Origin of the sequence: Streptomyces sp. SAI-170 (assembly GCF_049739565.1) — a bacterium.
Classification (GTDB): Bacteria; Actinomycetota; Actinomycetes; order Streptomycetales; family Streptomycetaceae; genus Streptomyces.
In genome coordinates this window covers 7,695,676-7,712,066 of sequence record NZ_JBMGQD010000001.1, presented here as the reverse complement: position 1 = coordinate 7,712,066, position 16,391 = coordinate 7,695,676, and the positions used below count along the sequence as shown (strand labels likewise).

General features: G+C 72.2%; 16 protein-coding genes. 9 read left to right on the top strand and 7 right to left on the bottom strand.

The annotated features are described in order from the left end of the window. Nucleotides 1-64 precede the first annotated feature (64 nt). On the top strand, nucleotides 65-1,645 hold the full coding sequence (locus RKD23_RS34635; protein ID WP_424857297.1) for a protein kinase domain-containing protein: 1,581 nt from the start codon (nucleotides 65-67) through the stop codon (nucleotides 1,643-1,645). Here RKD23_RS34635 and RKD23_RS34630 read toward each other — a convergent pair. Beyond that, nucleotides 1,623-3,071: a serine hydrolase domain-containing protein gene (locus RKD23_RS34630; RefSeq protein ID WP_424857296.1), complete on the bottom strand. Its 1,449-nt coding sequence runs from the start codon at nucleotides 3,069-3,071 to the stop codon at nucleotides 1,623-1,625. The two genes, RKD23_RS34635 and RKD23_RS34630, sit on opposite strands and share 23 nt — an antisense overlap. A gap of 69 nt (nucleotides 3,072-3,140) precedes the next feature. On the opposite strand from RKD23_RS34630, the gene RKD23_RS34625 reads away from it, so the two are divergent. Both RKD23_RS34625 and RKD23_RS34620 read left to right on the top strand, forming a co-directional pair. Continuing rightward, complete coding sequence (locus RKD23_RS34625) at nucleotides 3,141-4,253, top strand: hypothetical protein (RefSeq protein ID WP_424857295.1); 1,113 nt, start codon at nucleotides 3,141-3,143, stop codon at nucleotides 4,251-4,253. 94 nt (nucleotides 4,254-4,347) lie between these two features. Next, nucleotides 4,348-5,004 (top strand): DUF2238 domain-containing protein, encoded by a 657-nt coding sequence (locus RKD23_RS34620; protein ID WP_424857294.1) that lies wholly within the window; start codon nucleotides 4,348-4,350, stop codon nucleotides 5,002-5,004. Nucleotides 5,005-5,016: 12 nt separating this feature from the next. Here the strand turns inward: RKD23_RS34620 and RKD23_RS34615 are convergent, their stop codons facing one another. The 4 genes from RKD23_RS34615 to RKD23_RS34600 all read right to left on the bottom strand — a co-directional run bounded on the left by RKD23_RS34615 (nucleotide 5,017) and on the right by RKD23_RS34600 (nucleotide 8,465). After that, nucleotides 5,017-5,505: a DUF6328 family protein gene (locus RKD23_RS34615; RefSeq protein WP_404038519.1), complete on the bottom strand. Its 489-nt coding sequence runs from the start codon at nucleotides 5,503-5,505 to the stop codon at nucleotides 5,017-5,019. Between the two features lie 69 nt (nucleotides 5,506-5,574). Next, a complete protein-coding gene (locus RKD23_RS34610) occupies nucleotides 5,575-6,795 on the bottom strand; it encodes an FAD-dependent monooxygenase (RefSeq protein ID WP_424857293.1) in 1,221 nt (406 codons plus the stop codon). 149 nt (nucleotides 6,796-6,944) lie between these two features. After that, on the bottom strand, nucleotides 6,945-7,631 hold the full coding sequence (locus RKD23_RS34605; protein WP_424857292.1) for a ribonuclease H family protein: 687 nt from the start codon (nucleotides 7,629-7,631) through the stop codon (nucleotides 6,945-6,947). A 33-nt stretch (nucleotides 7,632-7,664) separates the two neighbouring features. Beyond that, entirely contained in the window at nucleotides 7,665-8,465 is an 801-nt protein-coding gene (locus tag RKD23_RS34600) for a VOC family protein (protein WP_424857291.1), read from the bottom strand. A gap of 354 nt (nucleotides 8,466-8,819) precedes the next feature. Here RKD23_RS34600 and RKD23_RS34595 point away from each other — a divergent pair, with 354 nt between their 5' ends. From RKD23_RS34595 to RKD23_RS34580, 4 genes are all read left to right on the top strand, one after another. Continuing rightward, nucleotides 8,820-10,262: a family 2B encapsulin nanocompartment shell protein gene (locus RKD23_RS34595; protein ID WP_424857290.1), complete on the top strand. Its 1,443-nt coding sequence runs from the start codon at nucleotides 8,820-8,822 to the stop codon at nucleotides 10,260-10,262. A gap of 418 nt (nucleotides 10,263-10,680) precedes the next feature. Continuing rightward, nucleotides 10,681-11,967 (top strand): family 2 encapsulin nanocompartment cargo protein terpene cyclase, encoded by a 1,287-nt coding sequence (locus RKD23_RS34590; RefSeq protein ID WP_424857289.1) that lies wholly within the window; start codon nucleotides 10,681-10,683, stop codon nucleotides 11,965-11,967. Nucleotides 11,968-12,022: 55 nt separating this feature from the next. Continuing rightward, nucleotides 12,023-12,895 (top strand): geranyl diphosphate 2-C-methyltransferase, encoded by an 873-nt coding sequence (locus RKD23_RS34585; protein WP_404038534.1) that lies wholly within the window; start codon nucleotides 12,023-12,025, stop codon nucleotides 12,893-12,895. Nucleotides 12,896-13,052: 157 nt separating this feature from the next. Further along, entirely contained in the window at nucleotides 13,053-13,946 is an 894-nt protein-coding gene (locus tag RKD23_RS34580; protein ID WP_424857288.1) for an SGNH/GDSL hydrolase family protein, read from the top strand. 8 nt (nucleotides 13,947-13,954) lie between these two features. Here the strand turns inward: RKD23_RS34580 and RKD23_RS34575 are convergent, their stop codons facing one another. Beyond that, nucleotides 13,955-14,437, bottom strand: coding sequence for a VOC family protein (locus RKD23_RS34575; RefSeq protein WP_424857287.1), 483 nt, complete (start codon nucleotides 14,435-14,437; stop codon nucleotides 13,955-13,957). A 169-nt stretch (nucleotides 14,438-14,606) separates the two neighbouring features. On the opposite strand from RKD23_RS34575, the gene RKD23_RS34570 reads away from it, so the two are divergent. Continuing rightward, nucleotides 14,607-15,245, top strand: coding sequence for an ATP-dependent Clp protease proteolytic subunit (locus tag RKD23_RS34570; RefSeq protein ID WP_424857286.1), 639 nt, complete (start codon nucleotides 14,607-14,609; stop codon nucleotides 15,243-15,245). Between the two features lie 2 nt (nucleotides 15,246-15,247). Next, nucleotides 15,248-15,850: a ClpP family protease gene (locus RKD23_RS34565; RefSeq protein WP_404038544.1), complete on the top strand. Its 603-nt coding sequence runs from the start codon at nucleotides 15,248-15,250 to the stop codon at nucleotides 15,848-15,850. Between the two features lie 6 nt (nucleotides 15,851-15,856). Here RKD23_RS34565 and RKD23_RS34560 read toward each other — a convergent pair whose 3' ends face one another. Continuing rightward, entirely contained in the window at nucleotides 15,857-16,282 is a 426-nt protein-coding gene (locus RKD23_RS34560; RefSeq protein ID WP_424857285.1) for a helix-turn-helix domain-containing protein, read from the bottom strand. Nucleotides 16,283-16,391 lie beyond the last annotated feature (109 nt).

Here is a 16,391-nt window from a genome sequence, read left to right as displayed (position 1 = left end):
TTGAACGCACAGCCTCTCGCTCGCCGTACCACTGGGAGACCGACAATCCGGGTCCAGCGAGGGAATGACCATGGTCGAGCCGCACCTCTCCGCGGAAGAGCTGATCGCCGGCCGGTACCGGCCCCTGGAGGTCGTGCAGCAGGAGACGAACCGCGTGGGCTGGTACGGCGAGGACGTCGAGACGGGCCGCCCCTGTCTGCTGACGCGGGTGGGGCTGCCCGAGGGCGGTCTTGACGCGCGGGCCGCGCGGCGGGCGGTGAGCCGGGTATTGCACGCCGCGGAGACCATGCGGACACTGTGCCCGGACCGGGTCCCGGCGGTGCTCGACGCGGTGACGGACGCGGACGCCCTGTGGACGGTCACCGAGTGGGTGGGCGGCACCCCGCTCGGGGAACTCCTGGCCCAGCGGGGCGCGTTCAACTATGTGCGGGCGGCGCGGATCGGTCTGGAGCTGCTCGACGTGCTGGACGCGGCACATGCGGCGGGCCTCACGCACGGGGAGCTGAGCCCCGGGCAGGTGTTCGTGCCGGAGCGCGGCCCGGCCGTCGTGGGCGGGTTCGGGCTGGCGGGCGCGACGCTCGCACCGCGGCTCACGGCACCGTCGTACGCCTCGCCCGAGCAGGCACGCGACGAGCGGATCGGTCCGGCGGCGGATCTATGGGCGCTGGGCGCGATCCTCTACACGATGGTCGAGGGCCGCCCGCCCTTCCGGGAGCGCGGCCGGCCCGAGGCCACGCTGAAGGGCGTGGACCGGCTGCCGCTGCGCGCCCCTGTGCGGGCCGGTCCGCTCGCCCGGGCCGTGCAGGGGCTGCTGCGCAAGGAGTCCCGTGACCGGCTGTCCCGGCCGGTGGTGCGCGAGGCCCTGACCCGGGTGCTGTCGGCGGATGCCACGACGGCGCCGGTGCCCCGGCCGCGCGTGCGGCACCCCTACGCCGCCACGGTGTGCCGCTCGGTCTCGGGCCGCGGCGGACGCATGCTCGCCGTCGGCACGGCCCTCGCCGTGGTCACGGTGACGGTCGCGGTGCTCGCGGCGACGGGTACGTTCCCCGGCTCGGGCACCTCCGCGCCCGACCGCCGCGCCGCACCTCGTACGTCCGCACCCGTGGCCGCGCCCCCGACGCCGGCCACGCCCGCGACACCGACACGCACGGCCACGCCGACCGACTCCCCGACAGGGCTGCCGGACGGCTTTCGCACGTACAGCTCCCCGGAGGGCTTCTCCGTCGCCCTGCCCGACGGCTGGCGCCCACTGGACACGACCCGCGTGGACGACCTGGCCTATCGCGTGGTGCTCGGCGCCTCCGGCGACCCGCGCACGCTCACCGTCACCTACAGCGCGCGCGTCGGCCCGGACCCGGTCGCCGTCTGGCGCGGCGTGGAGCAGGACCTGCGCCGGGCGGGCGGCTTCCGCCGGGTCGGGGCGATCGCGGCACGGACGTACCAGGGCCGCAGGGCCGCCGACATGCAGTGGCTCAGCACGACGGGCGGCCTGCGGCTGCGGACCCTCGGCCGGGGCTTCCTCCTCGGTGACGGCCGCGGCTACTCACTGCGCTGGACGACCCCGGCGGCCGACTGGTCCGACGCCGGGAACCGCGCGGCGCTGGCCGCCTTCCTGCGGACCTTCAGGCAGGCGGACCCGGCGTGAGCGGCGCCCGCAGCCGTCCCAGCGGCGCCCGGTGCAGCGGTACGTGGCGCCAGCGGGCGGTGAAGGTGCGGTCCGGGAGCGAGCAGGTCAGCACCAGCCGGTGCGGGGTCTCCAGGAACAGCGTCTCCACGACGAGCGTGTCCGGGTCGGTCCAGCCGCCGCTCACCGCGACGGGCAGCGGCTCCTCGGCGACGGCCCAGCCGCCGGTGCCGAGGCCCAGCTCGAGCCGGTGGCCGTTCTCGCTGAGGGTGACCGTCCAGCCGTCCGCGCCGGGGGTCACCTCGACGCCGCTCAGCCCGGGCTGGTCGGCGCAGACACCGCCGTACGGGCTGAAGGACGCGCCCGCCCAGGTCTCGGGCCGCTCCGGCGGGGCGGCCTTGCCGGTCGCCGGCGGCAGCGCCAGCCGGGCCAGCCGGTCCGCGAGGACGGCGTCCTGGGCACCGGGCAGCGGGGCGGGACGGAAGGCCGGCAGCAGGTGCCGCCACACGTGGTTCAGCAGGGTCTGCATCTCCTCGGTGGCCGCGGTCGTCACGATCACGGCGTCCTGCTCGGGGAGCACCAGGCAGAACTGGCCGAAGGCGCCGTCCCCGCGGAAGCCGTTGCGGGAGCGCCAGAACTGGATGCCGTAGCCCTGGTCCCAGTCCTGCCGGTCGGTGCCGCCCATGGCGCCCACGGTCGGCACATGCGCGCGGCTCGCCTCGGCGACCCACCCCTCGGGCAGCAGCCGCCGCCCCTGCCAGACGCCGTCGCGCAGATACAGTTCGCCGAACCGCGCGACGTCCTCCGTGGTCAGGTGCAGTCCGCTGAAGCCGAGTTCGCGGCCCGTCCCGTCGCGCAGCCAGGCCGCCTCGCCGATGCCGAGCGGGTCGAACAGGCGGGGGCGCAGGTACTCGGTGAGCGGCTGCCCGGTGACCTTCTGGAGGATCGCGGCGAGGGTGTAGGTGGTGGGCTGGTTGTAGGCGAAGACGGTGCCGGGGTCGCGCTGCGGCGGCTGGAGCAGGAAGCCGCGGACCGGTTCGGCGGGGTCGGTGCCGTAGGCGTCGTCGACGGTCTCGGCGAGATGGCCGCTGGACATGGTCGCCACATGCCGGATGAGCATGGCCCGGCTGCGCGGGTCGGTGATGTCGGCCTCGAACTCGGGGAAATGGGCGAGCACCGGCTCGTCCAGGCCGATCAGTCCGTCCTCGAGCGCCAACGCGGCGGCCGTCGCGGTGAAGCTCTTGCTCAGCGAATACAGCAGATGGCGCCGCTCGGGCGCGTACGGCGCCCACCAGCCGGCGGCCACGACATGGCCGTGGCGCAGCACCATCAGACTGTGCATCTCGATGTCGGGTTCGGCCTCAAGGGCGTCGAGGAGGGCGAGGACGCCGGCGGCGTCGACGCCCTGGGCGGCCGGGGTGCTGGAGGGCAGGGGGCGCGCGGTCATGGGGACATCCTCACCGGATTCGGCGCGAAAGTTCGAGAGGTCATACGCGCCGTCTTGCCACGGCGAGGGATGGCAAAGCACGGCCAACCGGTGCATATAGGCTTCCTCTCTGCATCTGTAGCCCTTCCTAGGAGACCGTCCGTGACCCTGGCGCCCCCCTCGCTCGACCCGGCCCCCGCCTCCCCCGCGCCGCTCGCCGACCTCGTGGCCCGTGACGCGCGCGAGTTCGGCGCGTACGCGCGCACCGGCGGCTGGGCCTTCGGACTGATGGTGGCGCGCAGCGTACGGCCGGGCGGCCAGGGCGCGCAGGAGACGCCGAAGGTGTCGGCGAAGGAGTTCGCCGAGCTGGCCGGGTGCTCCGCGGAGCGGGTCATGCGCTACTACAAGGCCTGGGACCGGGCCGCCGACGACGGGATGGTCCCGCACTTCGAGGCGCTCACGCCCGGGCAGGAGGTCGAACTGCCGGACGCGGACGTGTGGTTGAGCTACTACGTGGCACGCTCCAGCGCGACCTCCGAGCGGGGAACCGCCATCGCGGAGGCCGCCGAGGCCGAGGGCATCCGTCCGACGAAGGCGCTGGAGGTCGCCGAGAACCCGACCGCGCTGCGCGCCGCGATCCTCGCCGACCCCTCCACCGCCCGCGCGGCCCGCCAGGCACTGCTCGACCGGGTGCGCGAGGACCCGGAGCTCCAGGCCGAGCTGGCGCGGGACGTCGTACGTACGGACGAGCTGAAGAAGGCCGTCGCCGGTGAGAGCCGGGCCGCCGACCGGATCGGGTACGTCCGGCAGATCGCCGAGTCCGGCCAGATCCGCACCCCGGCCGGGCAGACCGTCGACGCGCCGCTGGACGTACGGCTGGAGGCCGAGCGGCATCTTTCGCTGATCGACGAGCTGGAGGCGGACGAGGACGCCGGCGAGTGGGCGAGCGAGGCCTACGACTCGATGAAGTCGCTGGTCATCGAGGCCGTGGAGGCCGATCCCGAGCTGCGGGTGCGGGAGCGGCGGACGAAGTTCTACAGCAGTCTGCAGAAGGCGACGAAGGCGTTCGAGGAGCTGACCTTCGACGACGCGCAGGACTTCTACGAGGACGACATGGTGCAGCGGCTGGAGGAGCTCCAGCAGGCCATCGGCAGCTGCCTGACGGCGCTGCGCGGGGCCCGCGAGGAGAGCTCCGGGGAGTAACGTCCCAGCGGCCGGGGGCGGTTGAGTACGCGTACTCATGTCGCCGCCGGACGGCCGCCGCCACGATGGTGCTCCCACGAAGAGGAGCCCGCCCATGCCCGCGACGTCCGCGACGACCGCGTTGTCCGCCCAGTCCACCGCCCGTGCCGGTCGCCGGGTGCCGCCCCTGCTGTTCGCCGCGGTGGCGGTGGCCGGGCTCGCCGTTTCGGCCTGGGCGCCGCAGGACCGCATGACGTGGTTCCTGGAGACGTTCTGGGTGATCGTCGGCCTGCCGCTGATCGCCCTGACCTGGCGGCGCTTCCCGCTGACGGGGCTACTGTGCGGGCTGCTCGCGGTGCACGCGCTGGTGCTGTCGCTGGGCGGGCACTACACCTACGCCGAGGTGCCGCTCGGCGACTGGGTGCGCGACACGTTCGGCCTGGAGCGCAATCCGTACGACAGGTTCGGGCATCTGATGCAGGGCTTCGTGCCGGCGATCCTGGTGCGGGAGCTGCTCGGCCGGACCTCGCCGCTGCGGGGCAGCCGGTGGCTGGCGCCGCTGACGGTGTGCGCGTGTCTGGCCTTCAGCGCGGTCTTCGAGATGTTCGAGTGGGCGGCGGCCGTGATCGGCGGTCACTCGGCGGACGCGTTCCTCGCCACGCAGGGCGATGTGTGGGACACCCAATGGGACATGTTCTGCGCGCTGATCGGGGCCACGGTGGCGCTGCTGGCGCTGAGCCGGGTGCACGACCGGCAGCTCAGCCGCCTCTGACCGCGTCGGCCCTCACCGCGAGGTGTGGCGATGACGCGTCCACATGGGGATCCCGAACCAGCACAGCACGTACCAGGCGACGACGGCCGTGACCAGATAGGGCACGAAGCCGTTGTGGGTCGCCACCCGCAGGATGAGCAGCAGGGACGCGGTCATGGTGGCGAGCAGCAGCACCAGCCCGAGCAGCGTCAGCTTGGAGGCCACCCGCACCGCCTGCGGTTTCACCCGTCGGCCGGAGACGAGCCGGTGCAGCGAGACGGGGCCGATGAGAGCGCCGGTCGCGCAGGCGCCGAGGACGACGGTGACGATGTAGATCGTCTGGTCGGTGTCCGACAGCCGCCTGTAGGTCGGGGTGAAGACGACGGTCAGCAGGAAGCCGAACAGGATCTGCACGCCCATCTGGGCCACCCGGACCTCTTGGATGAGCTCGCCCCACATCCGGTCCGCGCGCTCCTCCGGTGTCTCGTCACGCCCCGTCCGTTTCGCCGCCTCCGCTGTCATGAGCCCTCGGGTATCCGCACGGCGGCTCCTCCAAACGGGCACGTCACCCGACGGCCCGCCGCGACCCGGTCACTTGCGGGACTCCAGCCTCCTGGCGTGCACGCCGCGTGCCAGCCTCGGTCCGAGCCAGCGCTTGAGGCGGCGCAGCGGCTCCAGCTGTCCGGCCGCCCGGTCCAGCCGGTAGTACAGCTGGGGCGGGACGTACGGCAGCAGCGGTGAGTGGCGCTGGCCGAGCAGGGCGAACATGCGCTCGGGCGGGAGGTGGATGTAGCGGGGCAGGTTCTCGTACCACTGGGCGCTGTAGCGGGCCGCGCTCTGCACGGACAGCAGGGCCTGCTTGCGGTCGCGCTCGTAGGCGGCGAGGGCGTCGGGCAGTGCTGCGTGCTCGCTTAGGGCGTCGGCCAGGGCGATGGCGTCCTCCAGGGCGAGGGTGGTGCCCGCGCCGATGGAGTAGTGCGTGGTGTGGGCGGCGTCGCCGAGCAGGACGAGGTTGTCGCGGTGCCAGGTGCGGTTGGTGAGGGTGCGGAAGTTCAGCCACTGGGCGCCGCCGTCGGACCGGTCGCGGCCGATGAGGGGGTGGCCGTCGAGGACGTCCGCGAACAGCTTCTCCAGCAGGGCGAGCCCGTCGGCCTCGCTCGCCCGGTCCAGGCCCAGGCCGGTCCAGGTCTCGGGGGAGCATTCCACGACGCAGGTGCTGTGGGTGTCGCTGTAGCCGTAGCCGTACGCCCAGATCCAGCCGTGGTCGGTCTCGACGAAGGCGAAGGTGAACGCGTCGAAGACCTTGGTGGTGCCGAGCCAGATGTAGGAGTTGCGGCCGACGGAGACCTCGGTGCCGAAGTGGTCGGCGTGCCGGGTGCGCAGGGCACTGCGGACGCCGTCGGCCGCGACCACGAGGTCGGCGTCCGCGACGGCCTGCGCGTCGGTGACCTCGTGCTGGTGGTGGAGCCGCACGCCGAGGGAGCGGGCCCGGGCGGCGAGGATCTCCAGCAGCCGGTGGCGGCCGATGCCGTGGCCCTGGTCGCCGCGGTGGCGGGTGGTGAGGTCGCGGACGTGGGCCACGCCGTCGCTCCAGCGCACCGAGGCCGCGTCGACGGCCCGGGCGGACTCGGGGTCGTGGGCGTGGAGGCGGTCGAGGAGCCCCTGCCAGTAGGTGACGCCCCAGCCGTAGGTGGAGCCCTCGGGATCGCGCTCGTGGACGGTGATGTCGTGGGCGGGATCCTGGAGCTTCAGCAGGATCGACAGATACAGGCCGGCGGGCCCGCCTCCGACGATGGCGACCTTCACGCGCACCCCTGGTCATGACTCAGAGCGGTTGATGTGCGACGCAGGGTAGCAGTCACCGGGATCGCGAAAGGCGTCACTTTGCCGGAGTACGGCGAGCCGGGGGGACGACGATCGCGGGGAGTCCCACCCGAACTCCCCGCCCGCACCTTTGCCGATCAGGCCTCGGCGGTACGGCACTCCGGGTGGCCCCAGCCGGAGGCGTTCTTGGCGATGGACTCACCGGCCGCGTAGGAACGGCCACAGACGCCGCAGCGGCCGGGGAACTTGGCCTTGAGCGTGCGCGAGGAGCCGCCGCCACGGGCTGCCGGCTTGCGCCGCGGGGCCTTCACCGGGGCGTCCGGCGCGGGCGGCGGCACCGGGGAGCCGAGGGCGCTGCCCGCGCTCTCCTGGGCGCTCGCGGCCTGGCTGGCGGCCCGGTCGGCGAAGTCGTTGAGCCGGTCGCCGTCGACCTGATGGGCGGGGACGTAGCGGAACTCGACCTCGCGGCCGGTGAGCAGTTCGTCGATGCGGACCACGAGGTCCTGGTTGGCGACCGGCTTGCCGGCGGCCGTCTTCCAGCCGTTGCGCTTCCAGTTGGGCAGCCAGGCGGTGACGGCCTTCATCGCGTACTGCGAGTCCATGCGGATCTCGAGGGGCACGGCGGGGTCGGTGGCGGCCAGCAGCCGCTCCAGCGCGGTGAGTTCCGCGACGTTGTTGGTGGCCTTGCCGAGCGGCCCGGCCTCCCAGCGGTCGGGGGTCTCCGTCGCGTCGGCGACGACCCAGGCCCAGCCGGCCGGCCCCGGGTTTCCCTTCGAAGCCCCGTCGCACGCGGCCACAACACGTTCACGCATGCGTCCGATCATGCCATGGGCGTCAGGGGCCCCTTTTCCTGCCTCTCAGGTGACGTCGGTGGTCTGCGGCATCTCGCCCGCCCTCGTCGTGACGTCGATCACCGAGAAGTTCGCGCCCTGCGGGTCACTGAGTGCCGCGAACCGCCCGAAGGGCGTGTCCAGCGGGCCGAAGCGCAGCGTGCCGCCCCGCTCGGTGGCCTTCTCGACGGCCGCGTCGCAGTCGGGGACGGTGAAGTACACGTTGATGTACGCCGGCACCTCGGGCGGGAACTCCTCGGTCATCTTCATCCGGCCGAGGACGGTGGTGCCGCCCAGGTCGAACATGCGGAAGTCGATCGCGTCGTCCTGCATCTGCTTGGCGCTGTAGCCGAAGACGGCGGGGAAGAAGGCGTCGGACTTCTCGGGCTCGCGGGTGAAGACCTCCGCCCAGCAGAACGCGCCGGGCTGCTCGGGCGGCGCCTCGAAGCCGACGTGGACGCCGGCCTGCCAGACGCCGAAGACGACCCCGCTCGGGTCGCGGCCCAGCACCATCGTGCCGAAGTCGCCGACCTGCATCGGCTCCATCAGCACCTCGCCGCCGTTGTCACGGACCTTCCGCGCGGTCGCGGCCGCGTCCGGTGAGGCGAAGTACAGGCACCACTGCGAGGTGCCCTCCTGGCCGGGCATCGGCGGCACGACGGCGGCCACGGCCTTGCCGCCCGCGTAGGCCTGGGTGTAGTTGCCGTACTCGGACGAGGCCTCACCGAAGGTCCAGCCGAGGACGTCGCCGTAGAAGCTCTTGGCCCCCTCCAGGTCGGTGAACATCGCGTCCGCCCAACAGGGGGTGCCCTCAGGTAGTGCGGCCATGATCGGCCCTCTCGGATCGGGGACGGGTCCGCTTCCTCACGCTAGCCATGGCGGGGCGAGCCCGCGCGCCGAGAGCGCCGGACCGGGAGGGACGCGCAGGGGCGGGGCGCGGATCTTAGTGAGACGAGGTCGGTGCGCGATCACGCCGGGCCGGCGTGCCCCAGGGCGCGCGGGAGCGCCCCACCGGCGCGCGGAACGGTCGCACGCCGGGTGTGACCAACCTCCGGAATGTTTGCCACCGGTTGCGCGCGCACCCGCCCCTTTTACGCCGTATCCGACTTTCGTCACTCCTGTTTCTCTTGTTGCCGAACATGACCTTGGTCTCCCATGCCCGTCCATCTCCCGGGAGGGAATGTGTCCACACCGGACAGCCTCACCGACGTCGCCACCGAGGGCCCAGGCCCCGGACCACTCGCCGACGGCCAGCTCACCAGCCTCGGCGTCCACGCGGCCCGGCAGCTCACGCACACCCACAAGACCGTCCCCCAGATGCAGGCCATCAGCTCGCGATGGCTGCTGAGGACGCTGCCGTGGGTCGACGTCAGAGGCGGCGCGTACCGTGTGAACCGGCGCCTGAACCTGCGCTCCGGGCGTGGCCGGGTGCAGTTCGAGCACAACGGCGGGGACGACGTCCGTGTGATCCCCCAGACCCTCACCGAACTCCCCGCGCTGCGTGGCTACTCGGACCTGGACGTCCTTCAGGAGATCGCCGGCCGCTTCCGGGTGCGCGAGGTGCGCGCCGGGCAGGTGCTGTGCGAGGCCGGGCAGCCCGTCACCGAGGGCTACCTGGTGGTGCACGGCCGCTTCACCCGCTACGCGAACGGCAAGTACGGCGACGAGGAGGTCGTCGGCACCGTCACCGACGGCGGTCAGCTGGGCGACGAGGCCCTCGGCCGGCCCGACCCGCTGTGGCTGACCTCGGTGCGCGCCGACACGGCCGGTGTGGTGCTGGCGCTGCCGTGGGACACACTGCGGGAGCTCGCCGACCGGTCCCCCTCGCTGGCCGCGCATCTGGCGGAGTACAACGAGCGGCAGCGGCTGCCGATGAACCGCAAGGGCGAGGCCGACATGCCCGTGCAGGCCGGGCACACGGGCGAACCGACCCTGAACGGCGGGTTCGTCGACTACGAACTCTCCCCGCGCGAATACGAGTTGTCCGTCACCCAGACCGTACTGCGTGTGCACACCCGGGTCGCCGACCTCTTCAACGACCCGATGAACCAGACCGAGCAGCAACTCCGGCTGACGATCGAGGAGATCCGTGAGCGTCAGGAGTGGGAGCTGGTCAACAACCGCGAGTTCGGGCTGCTCCACAATGTCGACTACGGACAGCGCATCAGCACCTTCACCGGGCCGCCCACCCCGGACGACATGGACGAGCTGCTGTCGATGCGGCGCAAGACCAAGTTGTTCCTCGCCCATCCGAAGGCCATCGCGGCGTTCTTCCGGCAGTGCAACCGGCGCGGCCTGGTGCCCGGTTCGGCCAGTGTGAACGGCCACGAGGTGCCGGCCTGGCGCGGGGTGCCGATGTTTCCGTGCGCCAAGATCCCGATCTCCCCGCAGCACACCACCAGCATCATCGCGCTGCGCACGGGTGAAGCCGACCAGGGTGTGGTGGGGCTGTACCAGACGGGCATCCCGGAGGAGTACCAGCCGGGCCTGAACGTGCGGTTCATGGGCATCGACTCCGCCGCGATCATCAAGTACCTCGTGACCGCCTACTACTCGATGGCCATCCTCGTCCCCGACGCCGCCGGAATCCTGGAGAACGTCCAGATCGGCCGCACGGCCGACTGACAGCGCGGAGACCGTACCGATGACCACGACACCCCAGCCGCCGGTGATCCCGCCGGAGCCGCCGGCCACCGCACCCGAACCCCCCGCCCCCCGCCTGCTGCCCGGCCCACCGACACTCGCCGAGACACTCGGAACCGGCCGCTCGCCCGAGGTGCCCGCACAGGCCACGACGCCGCCGCCTGCGGAGGTGCCGGTACCGGCCGCACCGTCGCCGACGGACGCGCAGGCACCGGCCGCCCCGCTGCCTGCGGACGTGTCCGCACAAGCCGTCGCACGGCCCGCGGACGTGCCCGCACCAACCGCCCCACTGCCTGCCGACGTGCCCGTACAAGCCGTCACACCACCCGCGGATGCGCCCGCACCGACCGCCCCACTGCCTGCCGACGTGCCCGTACAAGCCGTCGCACCGTCTGCGGACGTGTCCGTACAAGCCGCACCGTCACCGACGGACTCGCCGGCACAACCCACCCCACCTCCCGCGGACGCGACCGCGCCCGCGCCCGCCGCCCCGCCTCCCGCCCCCTTCCGGATGCCCGGTCCGCACAGTCTCGTCGCGCTGCTCCGGGCGCATCTGCCCGGTCTGCCCGTCTCGGACGTGCCCTCGGTACCCGATCTCGCGGATCTACCCGGCCTGGCCGATCCACCTCGTCCGCCCGAGTCGGCGAGCGCCCAGGTCGGGTCCTCGCTGCCGGGCCCGCCCAGCCTCGCCCGCAGCGTGGCGGGGCGGCGCGGGGGCGCCGTGCCCGGGCTCAAGTACCGGACCGTCGCGCCGGCCGACCCCGCGAAGGCGGCGGAGGTGGACCGGAGGCTGGAGGACTGGGCGCGTCGGCTGGACCTGTTTCCCGAGAAGTGGTCGGGGGACTTCTCCGGCTTCCAGTTCGGGCGGGCCGTGGTGCTCCAGCACCCCTGCGCGGCCGATCTGGAACGGCTCACGGCCGCCGGGAAGCTGCTGCTGGCCGAGAACCTCGTCGACAGCTGCTACTGCGAGGTGGACGAGGGCCGGGGCGCCTCGCACAAGGGCCTCGGCGGCCGTCTGATCATGGCGCAGTCCGCGCTCGACCCGTACCACGGGACGCCGGAGCTGGAGGAGGAGTGGCGGCACGGCATGGAGGCCGACGGGCCGCTCAGGTCGTACCACCACGCTCTCGCGGACTTCGCCGCCGTCGCCACACCCAGCCAGACCGATCGGTTCGTGCACGACATGGCCCGGCTGCACATGGGCTACCTCGCGGAGGCGGCCTGGGCGGAGACAGGCTTCAAGCCGCGGGTGTGGGAGTACCTGGTGATGCGGCAGTTCAACAACTTCCGGCCGTGTCTGTCGATCGTCGACGCGGTCGACGGCTACGAACTGCCCGAGGCCCTCTACGCCCGCCCCGAGATCCAGCGGATCACCGCGCTGGCCTGCAACGCCACCACGATCGTCAACGACCTGTACTCCTTCACCAAGGAGCTGGGCGACCCGACGCATCTCAACCTGCCCGTGGTGGTCGCCGCCAACGACAAGTGCGGCCTGAAGGCCGCCTATCTGCGCAGCGTCGAGATCCACAACCGGATCATGGACGCCTTCGAGACGGAGTCGGCGCTGCTGTCCGCCGGCTCGCCCCTCGTCGCCCGCTACGCCCAGGGCCTAGCGGACTGGGTGGCCGGCAACCACGAGTGGCACGCCACCAACCACCACCGATACCACCTGCCCGATTACTGGTGACCGACGTGACGGCTACTTCGACCCACCGTCACACGTACGACTCTAGGAGTACCTCTTGACCATCGCCCGCGACCTCGGCACCGGCACGCTGCCGATCCAGTCCCTCTACCAGAACCGCGTCGCGGACTACTGGAACGCCGAGGAGAACCCGGTCAACCTCGAACTCGGCAAGGTCGACGACCTCTACCACCACCACTACGGCATCGGCGAGCCCGACTGGACCGTGTTCGAGGAGGAGGACCCGGAGCTGCGGCAGAAGCGCGTCACGGCCGAGCTGCACCGGCTGGAGCACGCCCAGGCGGAGCTGCTCGCCGGCCATCTCGGCCCGCTCACGCCCGAGGACAGGGTCTTCGACGCGGGCTGCGGGCGCGGTGGCGGCAGTGTCACGGCGCATCTGCGCTACGGCTGCCACGCCGACGGCGTCACCATCTCCGCCAAGCAGTGCGAGTTCGCCAATGAGCAGGCCCGTCAGCGCGGGATCGACGACAAGGTGCGCTACCACCACCGCAACATGCTCGACACCGGCTTCGAGTCCGGCGCGTACGCGGCGTCCTGGAACAACGAGTCCACGATGTACGTCGAGCTGGACCTGCTGTTCGCCGAGCACTCCCGGCTGCTGCGCCGGGGCGGGCGCTATGTGGTGATCACCGGCTGCTACAACGACACGTACGGGCGGGCCTCGCGCGAGGTGTCGCTGATCAACGCCCACTACATCTGCGACATCCACCCCCGCTCGGAGTACTTCCGGGCGATGTCCCGCAACCGGCTGGTGCCGGTGCAGGTGACCGACCTGACGGAGGCGACCATCCCCTACTGGGAGATGCGCCGGCAGGCCGACCACCTCGTCACCGGGATCGAGGAGACCTTCCTCGACGCCTACCGCAACGGCAGCTTCCAGTACCTGCTGATCGTGGCCGACCGCGTCTGAGGCTCGGCTCGCCGAGCGGCGGGGCGTACGGTGACCAACTCGTCGCCGTACGCCCCGCGTTGTGCTGTACGCCGCCATGGCCGAGGTGTGGCTTCCGTGCGCGGCGCGGGTGTGCTTGCCTGGGGAACCCTTTCGGTGGCCGGGCGGGAGTTGCCGTATGCGCAGGCTGTGGTTGACGGGAGCACTGCTGGCCGGAGCGCTGCTGCTCGCCGGGTGCGGGGACCCGACGTCCGGGGAGGGCGTCGCGGCGGACCTGCCCGCCACGACCCGGCAGCAGGCTGCCCCCTCCGTACAGGCACCGCCCGAGGAGCCGCCCGTGGTGCTGTATCTCGGGGACTCCCTGGCGATGGAGAACCAGCAGGTCGTCGGGCGTGAGCTGCGCCGCGAGCTGCGGGCCGGCTACACGGCGGCGCCGTACTCGGGCACCACGCTGTGCGACTACCTGGAGGGCACCGGCGCGCGCTCGCTGGTGCCGGACGCGGACAAGGCGGCCGCGCTGGTGCGCCTGCTGCGGCCGGACGTGGTGGTGCTGCAGTTCTGGGGGAACTCCTGGGGCTACACGCCGTGCATGGACGGCATCACGTACGACCGCTCACCCGGGCGGTATCTGGAGCGGTACGCCGCCGACGCCCGGCGGCTCACGGAGCAGATCGGCGCGGCGGGCGGTGCCGGGCGGCCGCGGATCCTGTGGGTGCTCCAGGGCCCGGACCCGATCACCCCGGACCGGGTGCGCCGGGTGAACCGTCTCTACGAGGAGCGGGCGGCGGCCTCGCACGACGCCGTCGCCGACGCGGGCCGGGCGGTCAGCCCCGCCTCCGGGCGCTACACCTGGGCCCAGCACCTGCCGTGCACGGCGTACGAGCGGGCGCACGCCGGCTACTGCACGGAGCCGGGCCGTGGCGTCACGGCCCTGCACCGCGACGACGACTACCTGCACTTCTGTCTGGCCCCGACGACGTCCACGCCGAGGCCGTGTCCGGTGCGCTCCCCCGGCATCCTGCGTATCGCCCGGGAGATCACGCGGGCGGTCGCGGAGCGCACCGGCGGCTGAGAGCGCGCTCACTCCCCGGCGTAGGCCTTCTCCAGGGCGGCGATGTCGAGCTTGCGCATCTCCATCATGGCCTGCATGGCGCGGGCGGCCTTCTCCGGGTCGGGGTCCGCGATCAGCTGGGGGAACCGCTCCGGGACGACCTGCCAGGACAGCCCGTACTTGTCCTTGAGCCAGCCGCACGGGCCTTCCTCGCCGCCGTTCTCGGTGAGCTTGGTCCAGTAGTGGTCGACCTCCTCCTGGTTCTCGCAGAAGATCTGCAGGGAGACCGCCTCGTTGAAGGTGAACTGGGGGCCGCCGTTCAGCGCGCAGAACTTGTGGCCGTTGGCCGTGAACTCGACCGTCAGGACGGACCCGGCCGGCTGCGGGCCGCCCTCGGGGTAGCGGGTGATGTTCTGGATGCTGGAGTTCTTGAAGATCGAGGCGTAGTAGTGGGCGGCGTCCTCCGCCTGGTCGTCGAACCAGAGGCAGGTGATGAATCCCTCGGCGGTCATGTCGTCCTCCTGGAGGTTTCGAACCGGTCGGCAATAGAGACCGGCGCGGGCCGTGGAAGTCATCGCTCTGCCCGTGGCAGATCTGCCGCGGGCAGAGAAACCGCCGGTGGGCGGGGTGGCCGGGCAACAGTGAGGTCGACGGCATCCGCTGAACCGACGAGGAGATCCCATGACCTCTCTCACCCCGCTCGCTCCCCGGGCCGAGGAGGGCGACACCCCGCCCACCCGGTTCGACGACCAGCTCGCGGCCCAGCTGCTCGGGCAGCGGATCGTGCTGCTGGGCACACAGGTCGACGAGGTGTCCGCCAACCGGGTCTGCGCGCAGCTGCTGATCCTCTCGGCGGAGGACCCGCGCACCGACATCTGCCTGTTCATCAACAGCCCCGGCGGCTCGGTGCACGCGGGCCTCGCCATCTACGACACGATGCGGCTGATCCCCAACGACGTCGCCACGCTCGCGATGGGGTTCGCGGCCAGCATGGGCCAGTTCCTGCTGAGCGTGGGCACGGCCGGGAAGCGGTACGCGCTGCCCAACGCGCGGATCATGATGCACCAGCCGTCGGCGGGCATCGGCGGCACCACCGCGGACATCGAGATCCAGGCGGACAACCTGGAGTTCACCAAGCGGACCATCGAGCGGATCACCGCCGAGCACACCGGGCAGAGCCCGGAGACGATCTCCCGGGACGGTGACCGGGACCGCTGGTTCACGGCCGAGGAGGCTCGGGAGTACGGCATGGTGGACCGGGTGGTGGAGTCGTTCGCCGATGTGCGCCCGGCCGCGACGAAGCGACGGATGGGGCTGTGACCATGGGGAGCTACACGATTCCGAACGTCATCGAGCGCACCCCGCAGGGCGAGCGGTCCTTCGACGTGTTCAGCCGGCTGCTGAACGAGCGGATCATCTTTCTCGGCACCGACATCGACGACGGGGTCGCCAATGTCGTCATCGCGCAACTCCTCCATCTGGAGTCGTCGGCGCCGGAGAACGAGATCGCGATCTACATCAACTCGCCCGGCGGCTCGTTCACTTCGCTGATGGCGATCTACGACACGATGACGTTCGTGCAGGCACCGATCTCCACTTTCTGCGTCGGCCAGGCGGCCTCCACGGCGGCCGTGCTGCTGGCCGGCGGGGATCCGGGGCGGCGGTTCGTGCTGGAGCACGCGCGGGTGCTGCTCGGCCAGCCCGCGGCGGGCGGCCGGCAGGGCACGGTGTCCGATCTGGCCCTGCAGGCCAAGGAGATGGTGCGTATCCGCGGGCAGGTGGAGGAGGTGCTCGCGCGGCACACGCACCACGACATCGCGACCCTGCGCGCGGACATGGACCGTGACAAGGTCTTCACCGCCCAGGAGGCGGTGGCGTACGGCCTCGCGGACGAGGTGCTCAGCCGGCGCCTCGTCCGCGTCTGAGCGGCGTCAGGCGGCCAGGCACAGTCCGTTGTACGAGGACGAGGTGGAGGTCCGGCCGTGGGCTCCGGGGTGACGGCTCGTCAGCCGCACCAGCTCGCCCTGGGCCTGGGCCAGCAGGTCGCCCAGGCCAAGGCCGAGGGCGCGGGCGGCGGCCGCGAGGACCTCCGAGGAGGCCTCCTTGCGGCCGCGCTCCACCTCCGACAGATACGGCATGGAGATCCGGGCGGCGTCGGCGACGTCCTTGAGCGTGCGCTCCTGTGCCAGGCGCTCGCGGCGCAGGACATCGCCGACCAGGTCCCGCCACAGTGGTTCGGCGGGCCTCGGCCCCGTGCGGGGCGGGGCGGCCGGGGTGGCGGGGCGGGCGGACGTCGGGCGGGTGCTCCCCGGTCGCAGGGGGATCACGCGGGCTTCGTTCGGCGCTTGATCGGTCACCTTCCCAGCCTAGGAGGCCTGACCGTGCAGGGAAGAGGACGGCATTCCGCCCTGGGTGGAACCGGAGGGCCACATTCTGATCCCGCACCGGCACCACCGCCTCGCGCAC

Excerpts from the sequence above, each read along its gene's own strand:
- RKD23_RS34635 (WP_424857297.1), top strand. The coding sequence starts at position 65 with ATGACCATGGTCGAGCCGCACCTCTCCGCGGAAGAGCTGATCGCCGGC.
- RKD23_RS34630 (WP_424857296.1), bottom strand. The coding sequence starts at position 3,071 with ATGACCGCGCGCCCCCTGCCCTCCAGCACCCCGGCCGCCCAGGGCGTC.
- RKD23_RS34625 (WP_424857295.1), top strand. The coding sequence starts at position 3,141 with ATGGCAAAGCACGGCCAACCGGTGCATATAGGCTTCCTCTCTGCATCT.
- RKD23_RS34620 (WP_424857294.1), top strand. The coding sequence starts at position 4,348 with ATGCCCGCGACGTCCGCGACGACCGCGTTGTCCGCCCAGTCCACCGCC.
- RKD23_RS34615 (WP_404038519.1), bottom strand. The coding sequence starts at position 5,505 with ATGACAGCGGAGGCGGCGAAACGGACGGGGCGTGACGAGACACCGGAG.
- RKD23_RS34605 (WP_424857292.1), bottom strand. The coding sequence starts at position 7,631 with ATGATCGGACGCATGCGTGAACGTGTTGTGGCCGCGTGCGACGGGGCT.
- RKD23_RS34600 (WP_424857291.1), bottom strand. The coding sequence starts at position 8,465 with ATGGCCGCACTACCTGAGGGCACCCCCTGTTGGGCGGACGCGATGTTC.
- RKD23_RS34580 (WP_424857288.1), top strand. The coding sequence starts at position 13,053 with ATGCGCAGGCTGTGGTTGACGGGAGCACTGCTGGCCGGAGCGCTGCTG.
- RKD23_RS34575 (WP_424857287.1), bottom strand. The coding sequence starts at position 14,437 with ATGACCGCCGAGGGATTCATCACCTGCCTCTGGTTCGACGACCAGGCG.
- RKD23_RS34570 (WP_424857286.1), top strand. The coding sequence starts at position 14,607 with ATGACCTCTCTCACCCCGCTCGCTCCCCGGGCCGAGGAGGGCGACACC.
- RKD23_RS34565 (WP_404038544.1), top strand. The coding sequence starts at position 15,248 with ATGGGGAGCTACACGATTCCGAACGTCATCGAGCGCACCCCGCAGGGC.